Annotated in this window: 23 protein-coding genes; 11 read left to right on the top strand and 12 right to left on the bottom strand. The window is 69.6% G+C overall.

Going from position 1 to position 21,005, the window contains the following annotated elements; all coding sequences use genetic code 11:
- Window positions 1-3: 3 nt before the first annotated feature.
- The 4 genes from treY to pgm are packed head-to-tail and all read left to right on the top strand — an operon-like array spanning window position 4 to window position 6,811.
- Window positions 4-2,535: a malto-oligosyltrehalose synthase gene (gene treY, locus ACX1D0_RS04140; RefSeq protein WP_459019629.1), complete on the top strand. Its 2,532-nt coding sequence runs from the start codon at window positions 4-6 to the stop codon at window positions 2,533-2,535.
- Entirely contained in the window at window positions 2,532-4,223 is a 1,692-nt protein-coding gene (gene treZ, locus ACX1D0_RS04135; protein WP_459019628.1) for a malto-oligosyltrehalose trehalohydrolase, read from the top strand. Before treY ends, treZ begins: the two co-directional genes overlap by 4 nt.
- 32 nt (window positions 4,224-4,255) lie before the next feature.
- The gene (locus tag ACX1D0_RS04130) at window positions 4,256-5,152 is read left to right on the top strand and encodes a tetratricopeptide repeat protein (RefSeq protein WP_459019627.1); all 897 of its coding nucleotides are present in this window, start codon (window positions 4,256-4,258) and stop codon (window positions 5,150-5,152) included.
- Window positions 5,153-5,191: 39 nt separating this feature from the next.
- Window positions 5,192-6,811: a phosphoglucomutase (alpha-D-glucose-1,6-bisphosphate-dependent) gene (pgm, locus tag ACX1D0_RS04125; RefSeq protein WP_459019626.1), complete on the top strand. Its 1,620-nt coding sequence runs from the start codon at window positions 5,192-5,194 to the stop codon at window positions 6,809-6,811.
- 19 nt (window positions 6,812-6,830) lie between these two features.
- Here pgm and ACX1D0_RS04120 read toward each other — a convergent pair whose 3' ends face one another.
- Window positions 6,831-7,358: a PH domain-containing protein gene (locus ACX1D0_RS04120; RefSeq protein ID WP_459019625.1), complete on the bottom strand. Its 528-nt coding sequence runs from the start codon at window positions 7,356-7,358 to the stop codon at window positions 6,831-6,833.
- A gap of 34 nt (window positions 7,359-7,392) precedes the next feature.
- A complete protein-coding gene (locus ACX1D0_RS04115; protein WP_459019624.1) occupies window positions 7,393-7,584 on the bottom strand; it encodes a hypothetical protein in 192 nt (63 codons plus the stop codon).
- A gap of 94 nt (window positions 7,585-7,678) precedes the next feature.
- On the opposite strand from ACX1D0_RS04115, the gene mce reads away from it, so the two are divergent.
- From mce to ACX1D0_RS04085, 6 genes are all read left to right on the top strand, one after another.
- Window positions 7,679-8,128 carry a methylmalonyl-CoA epimerase gene (gene mce, locus ACX1D0_RS04110; protein ID WP_459019623.1) on the top strand — a complete coding sequence of 150 codons (450 nt, stop codon included), beginning with the start codon at window positions 7,679-7,681 and terminating at the stop codon, window positions 8,126-8,128.
- 106 nt (window positions 8,129-8,234) lie between these two features.
- Complete coding sequence (locus ACX1D0_RS04105) at window positions 8,235-9,305, top strand: DivIVA domain-containing protein (RefSeq protein ID WP_459019622.1); 1,071 nt, start codon at window positions 8,235-8,237, stop codon at window positions 9,303-9,305.
- Window positions 9,302-10,513, top strand: coding sequence for an AI-2E family transporter (locus ACX1D0_RS04100; RefSeq protein ID WP_459019621.1), 1,212 nt, complete (start codon window positions 9,302-9,304; stop codon window positions 10,511-10,513). Before ACX1D0_RS04105 ends, ACX1D0_RS04100 begins: the two co-directional genes overlap by 4 nt.
- Before the next feature lie 20 nt (window positions 10,514-10,533).
- Window positions 10,534-11,229, top strand: a complete 696-nt coding sequence (gene nucS / locus ACX1D0_RS04095) for an endonuclease NucS (protein WP_459019620.1) — start codon at window positions 10,534-10,536, stop codon at window positions 11,227-11,229.
- The gene (locus ACX1D0_RS04090; protein ID WP_459019619.1) at window positions 11,229-11,504 is read left to right on the top strand and encodes an Rv1322 family protein; all 276 of its coding nucleotides are present in this window, start codon (window positions 11,229-11,231) and stop codon (window positions 11,502-11,504) included. The genes nucS and ACX1D0_RS04090 overlap by 1 nt, the downstream gene beginning before the upstream one ends.
- The gene (locus tag ACX1D0_RS04085) at window positions 11,501-12,277 is read left to right on the top strand and encodes an alpha/beta fold hydrolase (RefSeq protein WP_459020381.1); all 777 of its coding nucleotides are present in this window, start codon (window positions 11,501-11,503) and stop codon (window positions 12,275-12,277) included. The genes ACX1D0_RS04090 and ACX1D0_RS04085 overlap by 4 nt, the downstream gene beginning before the upstream one ends.
- A gap of 7 nt (window positions 12,278-12,284) precedes the next feature.
- Here ACX1D0_RS04085 and ACX1D0_RS04080 read toward each other — a convergent pair whose 3' ends face one another.
- A complete protein-coding gene (locus ACX1D0_RS04080; RefSeq protein ID WP_459019618.1) occupies window positions 12,285-12,974 on the bottom strand; it encodes a peptidylprolyl isomerase in 690 nt (229 codons plus the stop codon).
- On the opposite strand from ACX1D0_RS04080, the gene ACX1D0_RS04075 reads away from it, so the two are divergent.
- On the top strand, window positions 12,973-13,581 hold the full coding sequence (locus ACX1D0_RS04075; RefSeq protein ID WP_459019617.1) for a cob(I)yrinic acid a,c-diamide adenosyltransferase: 609 nt from the start codon (window positions 12,973-12,975) through the stop codon (window positions 13,579-13,581). The two genes, ACX1D0_RS04080 and ACX1D0_RS04075, sit on opposite strands and share 2 nt — an antisense overlap.
- On the opposite strand, the gene ACX1D0_RS04070 is transcribed toward ACX1D0_RS04075, so the two are convergent.
- The 9 genes from ACX1D0_RS04070 to atpB all read right to left on the bottom strand — a co-directional run bounded on the left by ACX1D0_RS04070 (window position 13,578) and on the right by atpB (window position 20,988).
- Window positions 13,578-14,039, bottom strand: a complete 462-nt coding sequence (locus ACX1D0_RS04070) for a DUF2550 domain-containing protein (protein WP_459019616.1) — start codon at window positions 14,037-14,039, stop codon at window positions 13,578-13,580. The two genes, ACX1D0_RS04075 and ACX1D0_RS04070, sit on opposite strands and share 4 nt — an antisense overlap.
- A 91-nt stretch (window positions 14,040-14,130) precedes the next feature.
- On the bottom strand, window positions 14,131-14,538 hold the full coding sequence (locus tag ACX1D0_RS04065) for a F0F1 ATP synthase subunit epsilon (RefSeq protein WP_459019615.1): 408 nt from the start codon (window positions 14,536-14,538) through the stop codon (window positions 14,131-14,133).
- Window positions 14,539-14,540: 2 nt separating this feature from the next.
- On the bottom strand, window positions 14,541-15,992 hold the full coding sequence (gene atpD, locus ACX1D0_RS04060; protein ID WP_459019614.1) for a F0F1 ATP synthase subunit beta: 1,452 nt from the start codon (window positions 15,990-15,992) through the stop codon (window positions 14,541-14,543).
- Between the two features lie 22 nt (window positions 15,993-16,014).
- The gene (locus ACX1D0_RS04055) at window positions 16,015-16,920 is read right to left on the bottom strand and encodes a F0F1 ATP synthase subunit gamma (RefSeq protein ID WP_459019613.1); all 906 of its coding nucleotides are present in this window, start codon (window positions 16,918-16,920) and stop codon (window positions 16,015-16,017) included.
- 3 nt (window positions 16,921-16,923) lie between these two features.
- On the bottom strand, window positions 16,924-18,561 hold the full coding sequence (atpA, locus tag ACX1D0_RS04050; RefSeq protein WP_459019612.1) for a F0F1 ATP synthase subunit alpha: 1,638 nt from the start codon (window positions 18,559-18,561) through the stop codon (window positions 16,924-16,926).
- Between the two features lie 17 nt (window positions 18,562-18,578).
- Window positions 18,579-19,376 carry a F0F1 ATP synthase subunit delta gene (locus ACX1D0_RS04045; RefSeq protein WP_459019611.1) on the bottom strand — a complete coding sequence of 266 codons (798 nt, stop codon included), beginning with the start codon at window positions 19,374-19,376 and terminating at the stop codon, window positions 18,579-18,581.
- Entirely contained in the window at window positions 19,373-19,918 is a 546-nt protein-coding gene (locus tag ACX1D0_RS04040; protein ID WP_459019610.1) for a F0F1 ATP synthase subunit B, read from the bottom strand. The genes ACX1D0_RS04045 and ACX1D0_RS04040 overlap by 4 nt, the downstream gene beginning before the upstream one ends.
- 8 nt (window positions 19,919-19,926) lie before the next feature.
- A complete protein-coding gene (locus ACX1D0_RS04035; RefSeq protein ID WP_068751291.1) occupies window positions 19,927-20,145 on the bottom strand; it encodes an ATP synthase F0 subunit c in 219 nt (72 codons plus the stop codon).
- 57 nt (window positions 20,146-20,202) lie between these two features.
- The gene (gene atpB / locus ACX1D0_RS04030) at window positions 20,203-20,988 is read right to left on the bottom strand and encodes a F0F1 ATP synthase subunit A (protein WP_459019609.1); all 786 of its coding nucleotides are present in this window, start codon (window positions 20,986-20,988) and stop codon (window positions 20,203-20,205) included.
- Window positions 20,989-21,005 lie beyond the last annotated feature (17 nt).

Below are 21,005 nucleotides of genomic sequence, written 5' to 3'. Positions count from 1 at the left end.
GACGTGCCTGAACTTCCCGTGTCCACGTACCGGCTGCAGCTCAACGCCGGTTTCACTTTCGCCGACGCCGCCGCGCAGGTGCCCTACCTCGCGACGCTGGGGGTGAGCCACCTCTTCTGCTCACCCATCCTCCAGGCGGCTCCCGGCTCGGTCCACGGCTACGACGTGGTGGACCACAGCCGCCTCTCCGAGGAGTGCGGCGGCGAGGACGGCTTCCGGCGCCTGGCGACGGCGGCGAAGGAACACGGGCTCGGCCTGGTGGTGGATGTGGTGCCCAACCACATGGCGGTGCCGACCCCGCTGTGGCTGAACCGGGCCCTGTGGGACGTGCTCCGCTCCGGCCCCCAGTCCGCGCACGCCGGCTGGTTCGACATCGACCTCAGCCGCGACCGCGCCATCCTCATGCCCGTCCTCGGGCGTCGGATCGGTGACGAGCTGGCCGAGGGCACCATCGCCCTGGCGGAGCGTGAGATCGACGGCCGCCCGCAGCCGGTGGTGGCCTACCACGACCACGTGTTCCCCATCCGGCCCGGCACCGAGGGGCTCCCGCTGCGCGAGCTGCTGGATCAGCAGTGGTACCGCCTGGCGTACTGGAAGGTGGGCAACGAGGAGCTCAACTACCGACGATTCTTCGACGTCGACACCCTGGCCGCGATCCGCGTCGAGGACCAGGACGTCTTCGATGCCAGCCACGCCCTCCTCATCCGGTTGTTCGACGAGGGCCTCATCGACGGCTTCCGGATCGACCACCCCGACGGCCTCGCCACACCACGCGGCTACCTGCAGAAGCTGCAGCGCGCCACCGGTGGCTGCTGGGTGGTGGTGGAGAAGATCCTCGAGCCGCACGAGACGCTGCCCGCGGGCTCGCGCTGCGCCGGCACCACCGGCTATGACGCACTCCTGCGGGTTGCCGGCCTGTTCCACGACCCCGGTCAGCTTCCACGGCTCAACGAGCTGTGGGAGCGCGTCGCCGGCGCGGAGGGCTGGTTCGGCGCGACGCTGCAGCAGGCCAAGGACGAGGTGGTGCGCACCATGCTGTTCGCCGAGGTGAACCGCCTGGTGTCAATCGCGGTGGCCATCTGTGAATCCGACGTGGCCCTGCGCGACCACACGCGGCGGGAGCTCGAGCACGCCATCACGGCGCTGCTGGTCAACATGGACCGCTACCGCGCCTACGTGGAACCCGGCCTGCCGGCCTCCTCGGAGGAGCGCGCGGTGATCGACGAGGCCGCGGACCGCGCCCGGCCGGATCTGACCGCGGACGAGCAGGCCACCCTGGACCTCGTCGTCGCGTTGGCCTGCGGCGACATCCGCCCCGGGGAGCCCGGCGGTTCCGAGGACCTGCCACCCGTGGGCGCCACGACGGTGACCACCGAGCTGCCCGAGGAGGATCAGGGCTTCGCGGAGCTGCGCGCCGAGTTCATGATCCGCTTCGCGCAGACCTGCGGCCCCGTGATGGCCAAGTCCAAGGAGGACACCGCGTTCTACCGCTGGAACCGGTTCGTGGGGGTCAACGAGGTGGGCAGCGAGCCCACGCTGGTAGGCGTCTCCGTCGACGGGTTCCACAGCTTCTGCGAACAGATGAGCGCCACCTGGCCCTCCACCATGACCACCCTGTCCACCCACGACACGAAGCGCTCCGAGGACGTGCGGGCGCGGCTGGCGGCGACGCTCGAGCACGCCAAGTCATGGGAGGCCTGCGTGGCGGAGCTGCGCGCCGCCACCGAGATGCAGCGCACCGCCGTCGACGGCGCCACCGAGCTCCTGCTGTGGCAGACGGTCGCCGCCACCTGGCGGCTGGCCGGCACCGCGGCGGGGGCGGCTCCGATCACCGCCGAGCGCCTCGACGGGTACCTCACCAAGGCGATGCGCGAGGCCAAGGCGCACACCACGTGGGCGGCTCCCGACTCGGCCTACGAGGAGGCCGTGCTGGGGCTCGCCCACACCGCGCTGACCGACGAGCGCTGCGGCGCCGCGTTGGACGCCTTCACCGCGACGGTCGCGGACTCCGTCCGCTGCGTGGTGCTGGGCACCAAACTCATCCAGCTGGCCATGCCGGGTGTCCCGGACGTCTATCAGGGCTGCGAGGTGGTGGACCTGTCGCTGGTGGATCCCGACAACCGGCGCCCGGTGGACTTCACCGCCCGTGCGGACCTGTTGGCCGCCGTGGACTCCTCCACGCAGCAGAGCCTGGACGCGGAGAAGCTGCTGGTCACCAGCCGCGCCCTGCGTGTCCGGCGCGAGTTCCCGGACGCGTTCCGGGGGGAGCACGCCACGTACGCGCCGGTGCCGAGCACCAGCGGCCACGCCGTCGCGTTCGCGCGCGGCACCAGCGACGGGGGCGTGCGCGCGGTGGCCGTCGCCACCCGGCTCCCGGCCCTGCTGGCCGAGCGCGGCGGCTGGGGCGAGCACCAGGTGATCCTGCCTGAGGTTGCGTTCGTCGACGCCCTCACCGGGCGCGAGTTCGCCGGCGGCTCCACCGCCGTGGCCGAGGTGCTGGCCACGCTCCCGGTCGCCCTCCTGGTGGCCCGATGAGGCCGCAGGTGTGGGCCCCGCGGGCCACGCGCGTGGACCTGGTCACTCTGCGAGGCGACCAGCCGATGGCCGCCAGGGGCGACGGCTGGTTCACGGCCACCGCGGAGCTCACCCACGGCGACAGGTACGCGTTCCGCCTGGACGGCGGGGATCCGCTGCCGGACCCCCGCGCCCTGTCACTGCCCGACGGCGTCCATGGGAGCGCCGCCGTTGTCGACCCGTCCCTCCTGAACCGGCGGACGACGTGGCAGGGCCGAACCCTCCGCGGGGGTGTGCTCTACGAGCTGCACGTGGGCACATTCAGCGAAGCCGGCACCTTCGACGGCGCCATCGGGCGCCTGGACCACGTCGTCGAGCTGGGCGTCGACGCCGTCGAGCTGATGCCCGTGGCCGCCTTCCCCGGCGAGCGGGGCTGGGGCTACGACGGCGTGGCGCTCTACGCCGCGCACGAGGCGTACGGCGGGATCGCCGGGCTGGTGCGGCTCGTCGACGCGTGCCACGAGCGAGGCCTGGGCGTGCTGATCGACGTGGTGCACAACCACTTCGGGCCGGAGGGCAACTACCTCGGACAGTTCGGCCCCTATCTCACGGACCGCCACTCCACGCCGTGGGGCGACGCGGTGAACCTCGACGGCCCCGGCAGCGACGAGGTGCGCCGCTTCCTCCTCGGGTCGGCCCGGCACTGGCTGGTCGACGTCGGGGCGGACGGCCTGCGCCTCGACGCCGTGCACGCCTTGCGCGACGACTCGGACCTGCACTTCCTGGCGGAGCTGGCGCAGCACGCGGACCGCTGGTCCCAGGAGGTGGGCCGCGAGCTGACCCTCATCGCCGAGTCGAACCTCAACCAACCGGCCATGGTCTCCCCGGTCGGCTCGATGCCCGGGGCCAGGGGCATGGACGCGCAGTGGGCCGACGACGTGCACCACGCGCTGCACAGCTTCTTCTCCGGCGAGACGCAGGGCTACTACGTGGACTTCGGCGCCGCGGACGTCCTGGCCAAGGCGCTGAGCCGGGTCTTCGTCCACGACGGCACCCTCTCGACCTTCCGCGGGCAGGACTGGGGCGCCCCGGTGGACCCGGACAGCCCGCACTACGACGGGCACTCCTTCGTGGTGTCCCTGCAGAACCACGACCAGGTGGGCAACCGCGCCGTGGGTGACCGGTTCGCCGCGCACGCGTCGGTGGACCTGCAGGCGGCCGCGGCCGCCCTCTACCTGCTGGCCCCGTACACGCCGATGCTGTTCATGGGCGAGGAGTGGGCGGCCTCCACGCCGTTTCCCTACTTCAGCCACCTCGGACCGGACCTCGGACCGTTCGTGACCGTGGGCCGCGCCCGCGAGTTCAAGGCCACCGGCTGGAGCGCACCCACGCCGGATCCGCAGGCCGAGGCCACGTGGCGCTCGGCCGTGCTGCGGTGGGAGGAGCGCGGCGACGAGCCCCACGCCCGGATGCTCGCCTGGTACCGCCGGCTGATCGAGCTGCGCCGCAGCGAACCCGCGCTCCGCTCGCCGGGCCTGGGGACCACCCGCGTCGAGGTGCTCGACGCGGACACCGTCGCGCTGCACCGCGGCGACGTGCGGATCATCGCCACCCGGGGCACCGCGCCGGTGCCCGTGAGCGGCGAGATCCTGGCCTCGTGGCGCGGGCCCCAGGGTCGCGGCCCGGGGGCGGTGGTCGTCCGCGGTTGAACCGGGGCTGGTGTGCGGCCAAGATGGGCACCATGACTGATGTGAACTTCTCGCGCCCCGGCGCCGTGGATCTCTCCTCCCTTTCCCAGCCCGTGGCCACCGGCGGCGGCTACGTGGTGACGGTGACGGAGGCGGACTTCCAGGGGTTGGCGGCACGCTCGGCGCAGCATCCCGTCATCCTCGAGTTCCACTCCCCCCGGGACCCGGCGGGGCAGGGGGTCACCGCCGCGCTGGTGGATCTGGTCAACGCCGCCGGTGGCCGCTTCCAGCTGGGGCGGGTCGACGTCGACGCCGAGCCCCGCCTCGCGCAGGCCCTCCAGATCCAGGCGGTGCCCACCGTCGTCGCGGTGATCGGCGGCCAGATGGCACCGCTGTTCCAGGGCACCAAGACGCGTGAGGAGATCTCCGCGATCCTGGACCAGATCGCGCAGCTCGCCGTGGCCAACGGCATGACGGGCCGGGCGCAGCCCACGTCGGGGGCCAACCCGGCCGGCGCCGCGGCGGCCGAGCCCGCCGCCAACCCGCGCTTCGCCAAGGCCGATGCGGCGCTCGAGGCCGGAGACTTCGCCGCCGCGGTGCGCGAGTTCGACGCGCTGCTCAAGGAGACCCCGGGCGACGCCGAGGTGTTGGCCGGGCGCGCGCAGTCGGCGCTCCTGGACCGCAGCACCACGTTCGACCCTGCTCAGATCACCCAGCGCGCCGAGTCGCACCCCGACGACCTGGCGGCCCAGCTGGACGCCGCGGACCTGGAGGTCATCAACGGCCGCTACGACGAGGCGTTCGAGCGTCTACTGGGCCTGGCGGCCCAGTCCGGGCCCGAGGACCGCGACGCCATCCGCGTGCGGCTCCTGGAGCTGTTCGAGGTGGCCGGGCGAGCCGAGCCGGCAGTCCTGAAGGCGCGGCGGCGGCTGGCCAGCGTCTTGTTCTGAGCCCCGGACGTCCGGGTGCCGCGCCACTACGATGAGCCCATGGCACATGAGCGCGCCGGGCAGCCGGCCCAGGACCAGGATCTGATCAACGTCGACGAACTTCTCGCCGCCTACTACGACCGCACCCCGGACCCCACCAACCCCGACGAGATGGTGGTGTTCGGCACGTCCGGGCACCGTGGGTCCTCGCTGGACACCGCGTTCCAGGATCTCCACATCGCGGCCACCACGCAGGCCATCGTCGAGTACCGCGCGGCGCAGGGCACCACGGGTCCCCTGTTCATCGGCAAGGACACCCACGCTCTCTCGCTGCCGGCGTGGAAGACGGCCATCGAGGTGCTGAGCGCCAACGGCGTCGAGATCTGCGCCGAGCGGGAGGACGAGTACACACCCACCCCTGCCGTGTCGCGGGCCATCATCCGCTACAACCGCGAGCACACCGCGCTGGCCGACGGCATCGTCGTCACCCCGTCGCACAACCCGCCCCGCGACGGCGGCTTCAAGTACAACCCGCCCAACGGCGGGCCGGCCGATTCGGACGCCACCAAGGTCATCGCCGCGCGCGCCAATGAGCTCATGGCCACCCCGTCGGAGATCCGGCGGAGCCGCTACGAGTCGGCAGAGGTCAACCGCTACGACTACCGCACGCCCTACTGCCAGGAGCTGTCCACCGCGCTGGACTTCGACGCCATCAAGGCCTCCGGGCTCGTCCACGGCGCGGATCCCATGGGCGGTGCGTCGGTGCAGTACTGGGAGCACCTGGCCGAGCTCGGTCTACCGATCACGGTGGTCAACCCCACGGTGGACCCGCGGTGGAGCTTCATGACGCTGGACACCGACGGCAAGATCCGCATGGACTGCTCCTCGCCCAACGCCATGGCCTCCCTGGTCAACCAGCGCGACCGGTTCACCGTCGCCACCGGCAACGACGCGGACTCGGACCGGCACGGCATCGTCACGCCCGACGCCGGGCTGATGAACCCCAACGCCTACCTGGCCGTGGCGATCAACTACCTGTTCGCCCACCGCCCCGGGTGGTCGGCCGACGCGGGCATCGGCAAGACGCTGGTGTCGTCGTCGATCATCGACAAGGTGGCCGCCAAGCTCGGGCGCCGGCTGGTCGAGGTGCCCGTGGGATTCAAGTGGTTCGTCCCCGGCCTCACCGACGGCTCCATCGGATTCGGCGGCGAGGAGTCGGCCGGCGCGTCGTTCCTGGCCATGGACGGCTCCACCTGGACCACGGACAAGGACGGGCTCCTGCTCGCCCTGCTCGCCTCCGAGATCATCGCGGTCACCGGCAAGAGCCCCTCGGAGCACTACGCCGAGTTGGAGGCAGAGTTCGGCCGCTCCTACTACGCGCGGGTCGACGCGGACGCGAGCCGGGAGCAGAAGGCCCGCCTGGGCAACCTGGGCGCGGCGGACGTGACGGTCACCGACCTGGCCGGCGAGGAGATCACCGCGGTGCTGTCGCACGCGCCCGGCAACAACGCTGCCATCGGCGGAATCAAGGTGACCACCCCGAGCGGCTGGTTCGCCGCCCGCCCGTCAGGCACCGAGGACAAGTACAAGATCTACGCCGAGTCCCTCAAGAGCGCCGAGCACCTGGCGGCCATGCAGGCCGAGGCCAAGGTCCTCGTCGATCAGGCGCTCGCCGGCTGACGAAAGCGGGTGGGCCCGGTCAGATCCCGTCGGCCTCATTGGGGCTGTCTAGGGAGACCGGGTCCATCCGCATGGTCTGCCGCAGGCCGGAGCGCTGGATCACGCGCTGGATGGTGAGGTCGCGGCGGTCTGGGTCCCCCACGTAGCGGATCTCGCGCAGCCCTTGCCCCTGGGCAGCGGACTCGAAGACGAAGTGGCCGTACCCCAGCACCTGGCCCACCAGGGAGCGGTACATCGAGATGTCGAGGATCCGTGTCATCGGCATGGTGGCCAGCGACCGGTCGAACACGCCGTGGACGCGGAACACCCGCATGTTGGTGATGACGAAGCGGTCCATGTGCGCCACGTGCACCTTCCACAGGCCCACGGCCAGAGCCGAAGCCCCCAGGACGACCGGGATGAGCCAGAGGTCCCGCGCGCCGAGGGCGGCGACGAGGAGCGGGATGCCGAGGGCGGCCAGGGCGTACCACCAGAAGGTGGCCGCCCAGTGCTTGCGGACCTCGTCGATGATCACCTCCCCCTCCTCCACCAGGAGGTGCCCCTGCACATCGGGCTCCACGAGGCTCCGGAAGAAGGTCACCTCAGGCGGCCAGGGAGGTGAAGAACCGTCCGATCGCCTCGAAGGCCCCGAAGAAGGTGCGAACCGCCTGGGCGGCGTCCTCCGGGCGCGTGAACAGGTAGAACAGCACGAATGCGGCCACCAGCACCAACAGGGCCTTCTTCAGCCAACCAATCACGGCGTCCTCCTCGCGTCGGCTGTCAGTCTGCAGCATCCCGCCGCGGTACCGCCTCCGACGCGCCGACGGCGCCCCATCTTGGGAGACCCCGACGGTCTCCCATGGCCCGCGGTGTGGAAAACTGGCGCCCATGGACAACTCAGATCTCTTCATCTGCATCGATCACGTCGGCCTGGCCGTCCCGGACCTCGATGAGGCCGTCAAGTTCCACACCGAGGCCTTCGGGTGGCGCGAACTCCACCGCGAGGTCAACGAGGAGCAGGGCGTCGAGGAGGCCATGATGGGCACCGGCGAGCAGGGCGAGGAGAACGCCAAGATCCAGCTTCTGGCACCGCTGCGCGAGGATTCGGCCATCGGCAGGTTCATCGCCAAGAACGGCCAGGGCATCCAGCAGCTGGCCTACCGCGTCGCCGATCTGGACCACGTCTCGGCGGTGCTGCGCGAGCGCGGCCTGCGCCTGCTCTACCCGGAGCCCAAGCGCGGCACCGGCGGCTCCCGGATCAACTTCGTGCACCCCAAGGACGCCCGCGGCGTGCTGCTGGAGCTCGTCGAGCTGCCGAAGGAGCCCGCCGGGCACTGAGTCCGGCCGCGACAACGGAGGGCAGGGTGCGCGCACCCTGCCCTCCGTTGTCTGTGCGAGCGACTACGCTCGGACCTGACAGCCCCGTCGACGAGAGGATGTGGTGGTGTCCGCACCAGGCAGTGACTCCGACACCGAAGAGACCGGTCTCAACCTGTTCGACGACCGAGCCACGGCAGCAGGGAGTTTCCCGCACTCCATGCTCGGCTACGACAAGCACGCCGTGGACACCTACGTCCGCGAGGTCGAGACCAGGGTCAGCCAGTTGAAGATGCAGGTGCGCGAACGCACCCGGGAGATCGCTTTCATCAAGGCCGAGCAGGGCACCACGGACTTCACCAGGTTGGGCGCCCACGCCACCGGGCTCCTCCGGTCCGCCGAAGCCCAGGCCGGGGAGATCGTCACGCAGGCGCAGAAGGAGGCCGAGCGGATCAAGGCCGAGGCCCGCCGAACCGCGGCCACCCTTCGCGAATCGGCCCAGCAGGAGGCGGACGACGTGCGGCTCACCGGCCTGGCCGGCCTGCGTGAGCTGCGCCAACAGCAGGCGGACGCGGGGAAGTCGGCGCTGGAGATGGCCCGGCGAGACGCGGACCTCATCGTCGCCGACGCGCGGATGAAGGCCACGTCGCTGGTCGAGGCCGCCCAGCTGCAGGCCACGTCGCTGCTCGAATCGGCCAAGATCGAGGGAGCCCGCCGCGCCCAGGAGGCGGCACGCGCCGCCGGCGAGATCCGCCTCGCCGCTGAGCGCTCCGCGGAGGAGACGCTCGCCGCCGCCTCCGCCACCGCGCGGGAATCCGAGAAGGCCGTCGTGGAGCGGCTGGCGCAGGCGGACAAGGAATCCTCGGACGCGGCCGCGCGTGCGGCGGAGGCCCGCGACGAGGCGCAGCGGATCCGGGCGCAGGCGGTGGCGTCGGCGGAGGAGATCCGCCTCGCGGCCACGCGCCAGAGCGAGGAGACCATCGCCACGATGCGTGCCCGGGCACAGGAGGCCGAGACGGCGCTGGAGGAGAAGACCGCCTGGCGCAAGGAGCAGCTCGAGCGGGAGATCGCCGCGCTGGAGGGCCGCCGCACGACGGCGCTCGCCCAGCTGAGCAACCTCCGGGCGCTCGCCGAGGAGTCCAGCCGCTTCGAGGACGACATCACCACCGTGATCCGGAAGGATGACGCGCCCCAGTGACCGAACCCCCCGACGAACTCCAGGAGCCGGCCCCGGCTCCCGCTCGCAGCCCCAGGCGTCGTCACCTTCTCCTGCGCGGCGCCCGGTCCGTCGCCCGCGGCGCCCGCAGCATCCTCACCCCCACCCCCGAGCCCGTCGTCATCCCGGTGCCGCCGTCTCCGCTGGATCCGCAGGACCGTTCCCCGTGGCCCTCGCCGTTCGTGTTCGGCTTCATGGGTGCCCTCGGAGTCCTGGTGGCGGTTGCTCTGGCCCAGGCGGTCATCACGGTGCAGAGCGTCCTGATCCTCGTGGTGATGGCCCTGTTCCTGGCCCTCGGCCTCAGCCCGGCCGTCGAGTTCCTGACCCGGCGCCGGGTGCCGCGCCCCCTGGCCGTGACGATCGTCACCATCGGCCTCCTGGCGGTCATCGCACTCGGCGTCACCGCCCTGGTGCCGGTCCTGACCCAACAGACCGCAACGCTCACCCGCAACATGCCCGGACTCCTGCAGAACCTCGCCCGGCACCCGCAGATCGCCGCCTGGGAGGAGCAGTACGGCATCACCGCCACCATCACGGAGTTCTTCTCCTCGGGCGCACTGCTCAACAACCTCTTCGGTGGCCTGTGGGGGGCGGGCAGGCTGGTGGCCAACCTGGTGTTCTCCGTGATCGTCACCCTGGTGCTCACCATCTACTTCCTGGCCTCGCTTCCCACCATCAAGGAAACCCTCTACGCCTTCTCACCCAGGAGCCGGCGGGCCCGCACGAGGTATCTCGCCGACGAGATCTTCCGCGGTGTCTCCGGCTACATCACCGGCATGTTCGTCATCGTGTCCGTGGCCTCCGTCTGCGCCTTCGTGTTCATGAACCTCGCCGGGCTGGGCAGCTACTCGCTGGCGCTGGCCTTCGTCGTGGCCCTGTTCTGCTTCATCCCCCTGGTGGGCTCGTCGCTGGCGATGGCATCCGTGGCCATCGTGGCGTTCGCCGTGGACCCCGCGATCGGCATCGCCACCATCATCTACTTCCTCATCTACCAGCAGTTCGACGCCTACGTCCTCTACCCCACCGTGTTGAAGCGCACCGTCAAGGTGCCAGGCGCGCTGGTGGTCCTGTCCGCCATCATCGGAGGCATGCTCTTCGGGGTGATCGGGGCCGTGATAGCCATCCCGACGACGGCCGCGATGCTGCTGCTCTACCGTGAGATCGCTCAGCCGGCGCTGGACGCCGCCTGAGACCACGGTATGTTGGCCCAGTGCGTTTGGTGGTAGCGAAGTGTCAGGTGGATTACGTCGGCAGGCTGACGGCCCACCTTCCGATGGCCACCCGGTTGATCCTGGTCAAGGCCGACGGGTCCGTGTCGGTGCACGCCGATGACAGGGCGTACAAGCCCCTCAACTGGATGAGCCCGCCCTGCACCATCACCGTCGACCACCCGGATGCCGAGGCCGTCGACGCGCTCGGCGTCACCGAGGTGTGGCAGGTGCGGGCCCGGGACGGAGACACGCTGCGCATCTCGCTGGCGGAGGTGCTGCACGATTCCGCCCACGACCTGGGTGTGGACCCCGGCCTGCAGAAGGACGGCGTGGAGGCCCACCTCCAGGCCCTCCTGGCCGAGCACCCGGCCACCCTCGGCCGGGGGCTGACCCTCATCCAGCGCGAGTACCTCACCCCCATCGGCCCCGTCGACCTGCTGCTGCGCGACGAGGCGGGCGGCTATGTGGCCGTGGAGGTCAAGCGCCGCGGGGAGATCGACGGTGTGGAGCAGCTCACCCGCTACCTGGACCTGATGAACCGCGACCCCCACCTGGCTCCGGTGCGGGGCATCTTCGCCGGGCAGCAGATCAAGCCGCAGGCCCGGACATTGGCCACGGACCGCGGCATCGACTGCCGCCTCATCGACTACGACGCCCTGCGCGGCCTGGACAACTCGGACGAGCGGCTCTTCTAGTGGCCAGGCGCCCCTCCAAGCACCTGCGCGCCCCCCGGCCACTGTTGGCGGGCGGGGCGCAGCGCCGGGTCAGGAAGGCGGGGACGGACTACATCGCACGCGACGTGTCCGCCCAACGGGCCACCAAGGACTACCGTTGCCCCGGCTGCCAGCAGCGGATCCCGGTGGGTGTGGCGCACATCGTGGCGTGGCCTGACACGCCTCCGCTGGGCGCCGATTCCGGGCTGGAGGTCCGACGGCATTGGCACACGCACTGCTGGACGTCCTTCCGATGACCCTGCACGAGATGGTCGTCGGCTCGGGCCCCGTGGAGGCCGTGTTCCTCCACGGGCTGTTCGGTCAGGGGAAGAACTTCGGCACCGTCGCGGCCCGCCTCGGGGACGTGGCCACCTGCCACCTCGTCGACCTGCCCAACCACGGCCGCTCGTCCTGGACCGAGGAGTTCTCCCTGGACGGCCAGGCGGACGTGGTGGCCGGCTGGCTCGAGTCCCGGTTCCAAGGTCCCGTGGCGCTGATCGGGCACTCGTTGGGCGGCAAGATCGCGATGCGGCTGGCGCTGCGCCGCCGCGAACTGGTGGACCGAATGATGGTCCTGGACATCTCGCCGGCCCGCAACGTCGCGGCGGCCCAGTTCGTCAACCTGGTGGCGGCCCTGCGCACGCTGGACCTGGACACGGTCCGCAGCCGAACCGAAGCCGACGACGAGCTCCGCGAGCTCATCCCCTCGGACGTCGTACGCCGGTTCCTCCTGCAGAACCTCAGGCGAAAGGGCGCGCACTGGTCCTGGCAGGCCAACCTGGACCTGCTGGGCGATTCCCTCCACGCCGTGGGCGGCTGGCCCCCCATCGAGGGCACCTTCGACGGCCCGGTCCTGTGGGTCAACGGAGGACGTTCCCCCTACGTGCTGCCGGAGCACCTCGAGCCCATGCGGCGACTCTTCCCGCGGGTGCTGCAGCTCACGCTGAAGCGCGCCGGGCACTGGGTCCACTCAGACGACCCGGACGGATTCGTGACGGTGGCCCGCCACTTCCTCACCGACGGCCGCTGACCCCGGATCAGCCGAGCGTGACCGAGGAGATCCGCGCCTCCGCGATCGGCGAGGTCAGGTCCCCCCCGTCGACGCCCTGCGCCGCGATGCCCGCCACCACGTCCAGGCCGGCCTGATCCATCGAGGCGAACACGGTGTACTCGGGCGGCAGCGGCGTGTCCGCCCAGACCAGGAAGAACTGCGAGCCCCCCGTGTCCGGCGGCTGCCGCTTGGCCATGGCCACGGTGCCCGCCGGATACGTGGGCGGCGGCACGAGCTCATCAGGAATGGTGTAGCCGGGGCCACCCGTGCCGGTGGCCGTGGGGTCACCGCACTGCAGGATGAAGATGCCGTAGTCCACCAGGCGATGGCAGGCGGTGTCGTCGAAGTATCCCTGCTCCGCGAGGGAGACGAAGGAGTTGACCGTGCAGGGCGCAGTGGCCCGGTCCAGCGTCAGGTTCACGTCACCGGCGGTCATGTGCAGCGTCACCCCGACCGTGCCCTGATCGGACACGTTGCCGCTGGGCGGCGGGTCGACGGGGCGGGCCGGCTGGCCGTCGGAGGGGTACTCACAAGTCACTCCGCTGGCCGCCTCGACGGGGCCGGTGTTGGACTCGTTGGCGTTCTGGCAGCCGCCGAGGGCAACCATCGCCGCGACGGTCACGAGCGTCAGGGGTCGTGTGCGCACGCAGGACAGCTTGGCATAGATTGGGCGCATGGTCACACTCTCCAAGATCTACACCCGCACCGGCGACGCCGGCACCACCCGGCTCTCCGACAACTCGGAGGTGCCGAAGACGGACCTCCGCGTGGAGGCGTACGGTCACGTCGACGAGGCCAACTCCGTCATCGGGGTGGCCGTGGCCGTCGGAGGGCTGCCGGAGCGGCTGGTGGAGATGCTAGCCCTGATCCGCAACGAACTGTTCGACGTGGGGGCGGACCTCTCGACGCCCCTGAACCCGTCTCCCGCCTGGCCACCGCTCCGCATCGAGCAGGCATCCGTGGACCGGCTTGAGGGCTTCTGTGACGAACTCCAGGAGACGTTGCCCGTGCTGCGCAGCTTCATCCTCCCCGGGGGCACGCATGCGGGCGCCCAGCTGCACGTGGCCCGCACCGTGACGCGGCGGGCCGAGCGGGCCGCGTGGCGCTGCGTGGAGGCCCACGGCACGGATCCCGAGGGCGGCGTCAACGTGCTGGCCATCACCTACCTCAACCGGCTCTCGGACCTGCTGTTCATCATGTCCCGCTCAGCCAACGGCACCGACGGCGAGATCCTGTGGGTACCGGGGACGGACCGGGTCAAGCCTGGCCGCGCGTCGAACTAGCGCGGCGAGTCGGCGCTGCTGGGGATGTAGTGGCTCCCGGGCGGCGCCGACTCCAGCCAGCTCATCAGGGCCAGCACCTCGTCGCTGGCCATCGCCAGCGTGTGGACGCGCCCGGTCACGCGGTCCTTCACCGTGACGATGAGCGAGTTGTCGAACAGCGCGATCGATTCGATGCCCTCCGGCGAGCGCTGGTGCAGGTAGGTGGTGCTGGCCCGCTGCAGAACGAGGTGCGGGGAGAGCCCGAGCGAGAACGAGCGGAACCACTCCAGGCTCTCGCCCCTGAAGCGGGCCATGCCGAGCACCCAGCCCACACCGGGAGCATCGTCGCGCACCCGCCGCGCGCAGTCGAACAGGCCACCTTGGCCCGTGAGCCACCGGCGGCGCAGGTAGAGCAGCACGAAGGGCAGCAGTAGGAGACCGACCACCACCAGGGTCGTCACCGCGAACTGCCACACCATCTGCCGGTCACTCCCTCCTGGGCTCCTGAGCCATTATGCGACTCAGGGCAGCTCCCCCATGAAGGAGAGCCGCCCTGAGCGGTTCGTCGTGCTAGGTCGTGGCCCGTTCACCGGCCCGGATCTGTGCCTGCAGGATGCGCAGGTGATGCAGCTCGTCATCGTTCGCGTCGCCATGCATGGCCTTGGTCTCGAGCGTGGACGCCTCACGGCGCGCCTCCTCGAGGCCCACCTCGTGACCGAGCGTCGCGCTCTGGCTCAGGACGGAGACCCGGCCGTTGGCGACGGAGATGTAGCCGCCGTCGACCGCCAGTGCCTCGCTGCGGCCGTCTGCCGTCACGATCTCGACGACGCACGGCACCAGGACCGCCATCAGTGGCTCGTGGCCGGGCAGGATGCCGACGTCGCCCTCTACAGTGCGCGCGATGATGTTGATGGCCGTGCCGGACCAGACCAGCCGGTCCGCCGCGACGACCTCGACGTGGAGCGGGGGTCGGGACACGATCAGTTTTCCTTCTGGATCTTCGACCAGTTGGCCATCACGTCGTCCATGCCGCCCACGTTGAAGAACGCCTGCTCCGAGATGTGATCCACGTCGCCGCGGGTGATCATCTGGAACGCCTCGATGGTGTCGGCCAGCGGGACCGTGGAGCCGGGGATGTTGGTGAACTTCTCAGCCATGTAGGTGTTCTGCGAGAGGAACTGCTGCAGACGACGCGCGCGGTTCACCATGATCTTGTCCTCTTCGGACAGCTCGTCGATGCCGAGGATGGCGATGATGTCCTGGAGCTCCTTGTTGCGCTGCAGGATCTGCTTCACGCGCACCGCGGTGTCGTAGTGCTCCTGGCCGATGTACTGCGGCGACAGGATGCGGCTCGACGACGTCAGCGGATCCACGGCCGGGTAGAGGCCGCGGGAGGCGATCTCACGCGACAGCTCCGTCGTGGCGTCCAGGTGTGCGAAGGTGGTGGCCGGCGCCGGGTCGGTGTAGTCATCAGCGGGCACGTAGATGGCCTGCATCGACGTGATCGAGTGACCCTTGGTGGAGGTGATCCGCTCCTGCAACTGCCCCATCTCGTCCGCCAGGGTGGGCTGATAGCCCACCGCGGACGGCATCCGGCCGAGCAGGGTGGACACCTCGGAGCCCGCCTGGGTGAACCGGAAGATGTTGTCGATGAAGAGCAGCACGTCCTGGTTCTGCACGTCGCGGAAGTACTCGGCCATGGTCAGCGCCGAGAGGGCGACGCGGAGACGGGTGCCCGGGGGCTCGTCCATCTGGCCGAACACCAGCGCGGTGTCCTTGAGGACGCCGGCCTCCTCCATCTCGTTGATGAGGTCGTTGCCCTCACGGGTCCGCTCGCCCACACCGGCGAACACCGAGGTGCCACCGAAGTTGTGCGCAATGCGGTAGATCATCTCCTGGATCAGGACCGTCTTGCCCACACCGGCGCCGCCGAACAGCCCGATCTTGCCGCCCTTGACGTAGGGGGTGAGGAGGTCCAGCACCTTGATGCCGGTCTCCAGCATCTCGGTGCGGGGCTCGAGGGCGTCGAACTTCGGCGCGGCGCGGTGGATGGGCCACCGTTCCGTGATCTCGACGGTGGAGGGATCAACGTTGAGCACGTCGCCGGTCACATTCCACACGTGGCCCTTGGTGACGTCGCCGACCGGCACCGTGATGGGGGCACCGGTGTCGCGCACCTCGGCGCCGCGGCGCATGCCGTCGGTGGGCTTGAGCGCGATGGCGCGCACCAGGTTGTCGCCGATGTGCAGGGCGGTCTCCATGGTCATGGTGCGCCGTTCGCCCATCACCTCCGTCTCGACGAGCAGGGCGTTGCCGATGCCGGGGATCTGGTCCGCCGCGAACTCGACGTCCACGACGGGGCCGATGACGCGGGCAACTCGACCGACGCCACCGGTGGTGGCCGGCTGCGTCTCGCTAACAGTGGCAGTCATTAGTTCCTCATTCGTTTGACGGCTACTCGGACAGCGCCGAGGCGCCACCGACGATTTCAGTGATTTCTTGGGTGATCTCGGCCTGTCGGGCCTGGTTCGCCTCGCGGGTGAGTTCCTCGATGAGCGACTGTGCGTTGTCCGTGGCCGATTTCATCGCCCGCTGACGGCTGGCCAGCTCCGAGGCAGCCGACTGCAGCAGCGCGCTGTGGATGCGGTTGGCCACAAACAGCGGCAGCAGCGAGTCCAGCACGGTGGAGATGTCCGGCTCGAAACGGAAGAACGGGTTGAGCTCCTCCGGGTCCGGATCCGGATCCGGATCCGTGGGGGCGTCCTCGACGACGAGCGGGAGGAGGCGGCGAGCCACGGCCGTCTGCGTCAGCATGGACACGAAACGCGTGTTGACGACGTGGAGCTGGTCCACCCCGCCCTCCTCGGTGGGCTGAAGGAACTTCTTCAGCAACACGTCGGAGATCTCCCGCGCCTCGGCGTAGCTGGGCCGGTCCGAGAAACCCGTCCAGCTCTGCTGGATGGGCCGCTTCCGGAACTCGTAGTACGCCACGCCCTTCTGGCCCGTGATGTACATGGCCACGTCCTGGCCCTCGCCCTTCAGCTTCGTGTGGAGCTGCTCGGCCGCCTTGATGACGTTGGCCGAATAGGCGCCCGCAAGGCCCCGGTCAGAGGTGATCAGCAGGATGGCCGAACGCTGCGGCTCCTCCACGTCCACCAGGAGGGGATGCTCCAGGTCGTGGGCGCTGGCCAGGGCCGAGACGGCCCGGGTCAGTTCACGAGCGTAGGGCGCCGCCGAGCGGGCCGCCTGCTGGGCCTTGATGATCCGCGACGCAGCGATCAGTTCCATGGCACGGGTGATCTTCTTCGTCGTGCTCACCGACTTCCGGCGCTCGCGAAGCTCCCGCAGACTGCTAGCCATGGATCAGCCCCGCTTCTGGCGGACGATCGTCTCCTGGCCGATCTCCTGGTCCTCGAGCGGCTTGTGCTCCTCGCGGCCGACGAGCAGCTTGCCCTCGGACGTGCGGAACACGCGCTTGAAATCGGCCAGGGCCGTCAGGGTCGGGGCCTTGAGGTCGTCGCCGAACAGGAAGGTGTCGGCAATGGACTGCAACACGGTGGAGTTGTGACGCAGGTAGTCCAGGAACTCCTGCTCGAAGCGCAGCACATCGTCGACCGGGACGTCATCGAAGTGGCCCTCGATACCCGCCCAGACGGACACGATCTGATCCTCGACGGGGTAGGGCGCGTACTGGCCCTGACGCAGCAGCTCCGTGAGACGCGCACCCCGATCCAGCTGACGACGGCTCGCGGCGTCGAGATCCGAGGCGAACATCGCGAACGCCTGCATGTCCCGGTACTGCGCGAGGTTGATCTTCAGCGACCCGGACACCGCCTTCATCGCCTTGACCTGCGCGGCGCCGCCCACGCGGGAGACCGACACGCCGACGTCGACCGCCGGGCGCTGGTTGGCGTTGAACAGGTCCGACTGCAGGAAGATCTGGCCGTCGGTGATGGAGATGACGTTGGTGGGGATGTAGGCCGACACGTCGTTGGCCTTCGTCTCGATGATCGGAAGGCCGGTCATCGACCCGCCGCCGAGCTCGTTGGAGAGCTTGGCGCAGCGCTCCAGCAGGCGGGAGTGGAGGTAGAAGACGTCACCGGGGTACGCCTCGCGGCCCGGGGGCCGGCGCAGCAGCAGAGACATGGCGCGGTACGCCTCGGCCTGCTTGGTGAGGTCGTCGAACACGATGAGAACGTGGTTGCCCGCGTACATCCAGTGCTGGCCGATGGCCGACCCGGAGTAGGGGGCGATGTACTTGAAGCCCGCCGGGTCCGAGGCCGGGGAGTGCACGATGGTGGTGTACTCCAGGGCGCCGGCCGCCTCCAGCGTGCTGCGCACCTCGGCGATGGTGGAGCCCTTCTGGCCGATGGCGACGTAGATGCAGCGCACCTGCTTCTTCTTGTCGCCGGAGGCCCAGTTGGCCTTCTGGTTGATGATCGTGTCGATCGCGATGGCGGTCTTGCCCGTCTTGCGGTCGCCGATGATCAGCTGGCGCTGGCCGCGGCCGATGGGGATCATCGCGTCGATGGCCTTCAGGCCGGTCTGCAGCGGCTCCCGCACCTCCTGGCGGTCCATGACGCCGGCGGCCTGCAGCTCGAGAGCGCGGCGTCCCTCGATGCCGCTGATCTCACCGAGGCCGTCGATGGGATTGCCCATGGCGTCCACGACGCGGCCGAGGTAGCCGTCTCCGACCGGGACCGAGAGCACGTCGCCGGTGCCGTGCACCATCGAGCCCTCGTCGATGCCCTCCGAGTCCCCGAGGACGACGACGCCGATCTCGCGCTCGTCCAGGTTGAGGGCGATGCCCAGGGTGCCGTTCTCGAATCGCAACAGCTCATTGGCCATCGCCGAGGGCAGGCCCTCGACACGGGCGATGCCGTCACCGGAGGTCACGACGGTGCCCACCTCGGTCCGTGAGGCAGCCTGGGGCTGGTAAGACTGGACGAAGTCGTCCAGCGCACTGCGGATGTCGTCCGGACTGATGGTCAGTTCAGCCATTGCGTTTCTACTTTCGTCTACAGGGTGGAGAGTTGCCGGCGGGCGTGGTCCAGCCGAGCGGCAACGGTGGATTCGATGACGTCATCGTCGATGGCGACATTCATGCCGCCGAGGACGGAGGGGTCCACGTCGATCTGCAGAGAGACCGTACGGCCGATCTGGGCCTCCAGCGCCGCCTTCAGGCGTGCGATGCGGGCCTCGTCGAGCGGACGGGCCACGGTGACACGGGCGATCTTCTCGCCCGAGACCTCCGCGGCCATCTCGAGGATCGTGTCCACCGTCTGGGCGATGTTGCGACGGCGGGCGCGGACGGCGCGTGCGGCGAGTGTGCGGGTGGCAGGTGCCACCTTGCCCGCGATCAGCGTGTCCACGAGCTCCTGCTTGGCCGCGACCGGGTAGGTCTGGTTGCGCAGCGTGGCGGCCAGTTCCCTGTTCCCGTCGATGGCGGAGGTCAGGGAGTGCAGCTGATCCGCCACCTCGTCGATGACGCCGGCGCGGTGGGCGTGCTGGAGCGACAGCCGGATGCCCTGCCTCTCGAGGCCCGCCACCATGTCCGCCCCAGTTTTCCACGAGGCCTTGACGGCCTCCGTGATCACCGTGAGCGTGGCCTCGGAGACCCGCCCCCGGAACAGCCTGGCGGCCAGGCCCAACCGGTCCTCGACCGAGGCGGAGGGGTCTGAGAGGGAACGACGCAGCATCGGTTGGCCGTCGATCAGGTCGACGACGGCGAACAGCTCGCTGGCGGTCGTGGCATCGGTGACGATGGAGTCCACGGCGCCGTCGAGCCCGGCGGGTGCAGCGTCGCGGGCCCTCATCGGGCCTGACCTGCCGACTCGAGCTCAGCCAGGAACCGGTCCACGGTCCGCATCGCGAGCTCGTCGTCGCTCAGGGACTCGCCGACGATCTTGCCCGCCAGGACGGTGGCCATGCCGCCGACCTCGCCACGCAGATCCTGCATGACCTGCGAGCGCTCGGCCTCCAGCTGCGCGCGCCCGGCCTCGAGGATCCGGTGGGATTCCTTGGCGGCGTTGTCGCGGGCCTCGGCCACGATCGTGGCCGACTGGTTCTTGGCATCCTCGCGGATGCGCGCGGCCTCTTCGCGGGCAGCGGCCAGTTGGTCGCTGTACTCGGCGAGCGCAGCCTCGGCCTTGGCTTCCGCCAGTGCCGCACGCTGCATGCCGCCCTCAATCTTGTTCGAGCGCTCCTCGTACATCTTCTCGAAGGCCGGAACCACAGCCTTGCGCATGAGAGCGTAGATCAGCAGCATCAACAGGATGCCGACGACGATCTCCGAGAGATAGTGGGGCATCAGCGGCCCCAGGTCGATCTCGAGAAGCGCCCCGGTGAAGGGGGTCATGATGCTGCTCAGAGGACGAAGGCGAGGGCGATGGCGATGATGGCGAGCGCTTCAACGACGGCGAAGCCGATGAAGGCGGTGCCCATCATGGCGCCGCGGGCCTCGGGCTGACGGGCGGTGCCGTTGATGACCGACGCGAAGATCCAGGCGACGCCGAGGGCCGGGGCGATCGTCGCGATCGCGTAGCCGATCATGTTCAGCGAGCCGGAGATTTCGAGGAGGGACATTGTTTTCCTTTCGGATGGCTTCTTAGAACGGGCTTGTTTCTAAGGAGTCGGATTGACTTAGTGCGCCTCGGCGATCGAGGTGGACACGTACTGGGCGGTGAGGACCGTGAAGATATAGGCCTGCAGGGCGCCGATGAACAGCTCCAGGCAGAGGATGATGAGGCTGAACGCCAGCGAGACGGCTCCGGCGACGTTGTAGAACAGGTTGTCCGCCTGCGAGATCAGGTAGCCGCCTCCCACCACGAACACCATGACCACGAGGTGGCCGGCGAACAGGTTGGCGAACAGACGCAGCGCCAGCGTGATCGGGCGCGTGATGAACGTGGCCAGGAACTCGAGCGGAATGACCAGGACGAGCAGGTAGCCGGGGACGCCGTCGGGGATGAGGGACTTCTTGAGGAAGCCGCCGAAACCCCACTTGGCGAATCCGGCGCCGACGTAGACGAGCCACGAGAGAATGGCCAGGCCGTAGGCGTATCCGACGTTGGAGAACGTGGGGTACATGAAGACGAACAGCTCACCGAACCAGTTGTTGACCAGGATGAAGGAGAACAGTGCGAGCAGGTAGGGCAGGAACTTCTTGAAGTCGTGGTGGAGGATGTCCCGGGCGATGCCGTTGCGCACGAACTCGTAGACGTACTCACCGAAGAACTGCGCCTTGGACGGCTTGACCTTGAGGTTGCGGGAGGCGAGCCACCAGAGAAGCATCACCAGGGCCGCGCCGATCACCGCCTGCACCAGCGGCCGGTTCACCCAGTCGGGCAGCACACCCGGCCAGACGGAGTACCAGAGGAAATCTTCCGTGCCCGGGGGGTGGTATTCGCTACCGCCGTCGATCTCCATCGGAAGTAGTCCAAGTG

Source organism: Tessaracoccus pujii, assembly GCF_054483895.1.
Note: the sequence above shows the minus strand (reverse complement) of the source record. Positions and strands in the feature narration are given on the sequence as shown.